General features: G+C 56.7%; 1 rRNA gene. It reads left to right on the forward strand.

Annotation, left to right across the window (positions count from 1 at the left end):
* Nucleotides 1-56 precede the first annotated feature (56 nt).
* Nucleotides 57-3,180: ribosomal RNA gene (locus AC0ZLC_RS34235) — 23S ribosomal RNA — on the forward strand.
* Nucleotides 3,181-3,201 lie beyond the last annotated feature (21 nt).

Raw genomic sequence — 3,201 nt, forward strand, 5'->3', positions numbered from 1 at the left:
GGGTGATGGGTGGTTGGTCGTTGTTTGAGAACTGCACAGTGGACGCGAGCATCTGTGGCCAAGTTTTTAAGGGCGCACGGTGGATGCCTTGGCACCAGGAACCGATGAAGGACGTGGGAGGCCACGATAGTCCCCGGGGAGCCGTCAACCAGGCTTTGATCCGGGGGTTTCCGAATGGGGAAACCCGGCAGTCGTCATGGGCTGTCACCCATACCTGAACACATAGGGTATGTGGAGGGAACGCGGGGAAGTGAAACATCTCAGTACCCGCAGGAAGAGAAAACAACCGTGATTCCGGGAGTAGTGGCGAGCGAAACTGGATGAGGCTAAACCTACGACGTGTGAGACCCGGCAGGGGTTGCGTCGTGGGGGTTGTGGGATTTCTCTTTTACGGTCTGCCGGCCGTGAGACGAGTCAGAAACCGTTGATGTAGGCGAAGGACATGCGAAAGGTCCGGCGTAGAGGGTAAGACCCCCGTAGTCGAAACGTCAACGGCTCGTTTGAGAAACACCCAAGTAGCACGGGGCCCGAGAAATCCCGTGTGAATCTGGCGGGACCACCCGCTAAGCCTAAATATTCCCTGGTGACCGATAGCGGATAGTACCGTGAGGGAATGGTGAAAAGTACCGCGGGAGCGGAGTGAAATAGTACCTGAAACCGTGTGCCTACAAGCCGTGGGAGCGTCGCTGTATGTGCTTGCACATACAGTCGTGACTGCGTGCCTTTTGAAGAATGAGCCTGCGAGTTTGCGGTGTGTTGCGAGGTTAACCCGTGTGGGGAAGCCGTAGCGAAAGCGAGTCCGAATAGGGCGATTCAGTAGCGCGCTCAAGACCCGAAGCGGAGTGATCTAGCCATGGGCAGGTTGAAGCGGAGGTAAGACTTCGTGGAGGACCGAACCCACCAGGGTTGAAAACCTGGGGGATGACCTGTGGTTAGGGGTGAAAGGCCAATCAAACTCCGTGATAGCTGGTTCTCCCCGAAATGCATTTAGGTGCAGCGTCGTGTGTTTCTTGCCGGAGGTAGAGCACTGGATAGGCGATGGGCCCTACCGGGTTACTGACCTTAGCCAAACTCCGAATGCCGGTAAGTGAGAGCACGGCAGTGAGACTGTGGGGGATAAGCTCCATGGTCGAGAGGGAAACAGCCCAGAGCATCGACTAAGGCCCCTAAGCGTACGCTAAGTGGGAAAGGATGTGGAGTCGCACAGACAACCAGGAGGTTGGCTTAGAAGCAGCCACCCTTGAAAGAGTGCGTAATAGCTCACTGGTCTAGTGATTCCGCGCCGACAATGTAGCGGGGCTCAAGCGTACCGCCGAAGTCGTGTCATTCCAGCAATAGGGCCAACGCCCGTTGGGATGGGTAGGGGAGCGTCGTGTGCCGGGTGAAGCCGCAGCGGAAGCTAGTGGTGGACGGTTCACGAGTGAGAATGCAGGCATGAGTAGCGATACACACGTGAGAAACGTGTGCGCCGATTGACTAAGGGTTCCTGGGTCAAGCTGATCTGCCCAGGGTAAGTCGGGACCTAAGGCGAGGCCGACAGGCGTAGTCGATGGATAACCGGTTGATATTCCGGTACCCGCTGTGAAGCGTCAAACATCGAACCAGGCGATGCTAAGTCCGTGAAGCCGTTCCGGACCCTTCGGGGAAAGGAAAGTGGTGGAGCCGACGGACCAGACCTGTAGTAGGTGAGTGATGGGGTGACGCAGGAAGGTAGTCCATCCCGGGCGGTGGTTGTCCCGGGGTAAGGGTGTAGGACGTTGTCCAGGTAAATCCGGGCAGCACATAGTCTGAGACCTGATGCCGAGCCGATTGTGGTGAAGTGGATGATCCTATGCTGTCGAGAAAAGCCTCTAGCGAGTTTCATGGCGGCCCGTACCCTAAACCGACTCAGGTGGTCAGGTAGAGAATACCGAGGCGTTCGGGTGAACTATGGTTAAGGAACTCGGCAAAATGCCCCCGTAACTTCGGGAGAAGGGGGGCCATCACTGGTGAGAGCACTTGCTGCTCGAGCTGGGGGTGGCCGCAGAGACCAGCGAGAAGCGACTGTTTACTAAAAACACAGGTCCGTGCGAAGCCGTAAGGCGATGTATACGGACTGACGCCTGCCCGGTGCTGGAACGTTAAGGGGACCGGTTAGTCAGACTTCGGTCTGGCGAAGCTGAGAACTTAAGCGCCAGTAAACGGCGGTGGTAACTATAACCATCCTAAGGTAGCGAAATTCCTTGTCGGGTAAGTTCCGACCTGCACGAATGGCGTAACGACTTCTCGACTGTCTCAACCATAGGCCCGGTGAAATTGCACTACGAGTAAAGATGCTCGTTTCGCGCAGCAGGACGGAAAGACCCCGGGACCTTTACTACAGTTTGATATTGGTGTTCGGTTCGGCTTGTGTAGGATAGGTGGGAGACTGTGAACTCTGAGCGCCAGCTCAGGGGGAGTCATCGTTGAAATACCACTCTGGTCGTGCTGGATGTCTAACCTGGGTCCGTGATCCGGATCAGGGACAGTGTCTGATGGGTAGTTTAACTGGGGCGGTTGCCTCCCAAAGAGTAACGGAGGCGCCCAAAGGTTCCCTCAGCCTGGTTGGTAATCAGGTGTTGAGTGTAAGTGCACAAGGGAGCTTGACTGTGAGACCGACGGGTCGAGCAGGGACGAAAGTCGGGACTAGTGATCCGGCGGTGGCTTGTGGAAGCGCCGTCGCTCAACGGATAAAAGGTACCCCGGGGATAACAGGCTGATCTTCCCCAAGAGTCCATATCGACGGGATGGTTTGGCACCTCGATGTCGGCTCGTCGCATCCTGGGGCTGGAGTCGGTCCCAAGGGTTGGGCTGTTCGCCCATTAAAGCGGTACGCGAGCTGGGTTTAGAACGTCGTGAGACAGTTCGGTCCCTATCCGCTGTGCGCGTAGGAATATTGAGAAGGGCTGTCCCTAGTACGAGAGGACCGGGACGGACGAACCTCTGGTGTGCCAGTTGTCCTGCCAAGGGCATGGCTGGTTGGCTACGTTCGGGAGGGATAACCGCTGAAAGCATCTAAGCGGGAAGCCTGCTTCGAGATGAGTATTCCCACCCCCTTTGAGGGGTTAAGGCTCCCAGTAGACGACTGGGTTGATAGGCCAGATCTGGAAGCACCGCAAGGTGTGGAGGTGACTGGTACTAATAGGCCGAGGGCTTGTCCTCAGTTGCTCGCGTCCACTGTGT

Source organism: Streptomyces sp. GLSS-08 (assembly GCF_056387915.1).